Source organism: Oleiphilus sp. HI0080 (assembly GCF_001635135.1).
The window spans coordinates 1-317 of the sequence record NZ_LWFU01000198.1 but is presented as its reverse complement, the minus strand read 5'-3'; the positions used below and the strand labels follow the sequence as shown (position 1 = coordinate 317).

The following is a 317-nucleotide window of genomic DNA, read 5'->3' as shown; positions in this document are numbered from 1 at the left end:
TCGGGCTGGGAAGAAACATCACTAGACTGAAAGATCAACGTTTTTGCGCTAACCGAAGAGGTCAAAGCACAAATAAAAAAGGACTTCAAAAGAAGCCCTTTTCTTTGAATAAGTAAAGCTAGCATTGCTTACTTATTGATACTGCAGAACTGCACGACGGTTCTTAGACCAAGCCGAGTCGTTAGAGCCAGGCATAGCCGGTCTCTCTTCGCCATAGCTGACAACTTCGATCTGAGATGCCTGCACGCCGTTCACTTTCAAAAACTGTGCTACAGAGTTACCGCGACGCTCACCCAGTGCAATGTTGTACTCTTTTG

At 45.7% G+C, this 317-nt stretch carries 1 protein-coding gene; it reads right to left on the bottom strand.

Annotated elements, in window-relative coordinates; genetic code table 11:
- Positions 1-132 precede the first annotated feature (132 nt).
- On the bottom strand, positions 133-317 hold a 185-nt coding region (locus tag A3751_RS02105; protein ID WP_156492198.1), incomplete at its 5' end, for an OmpA family protein.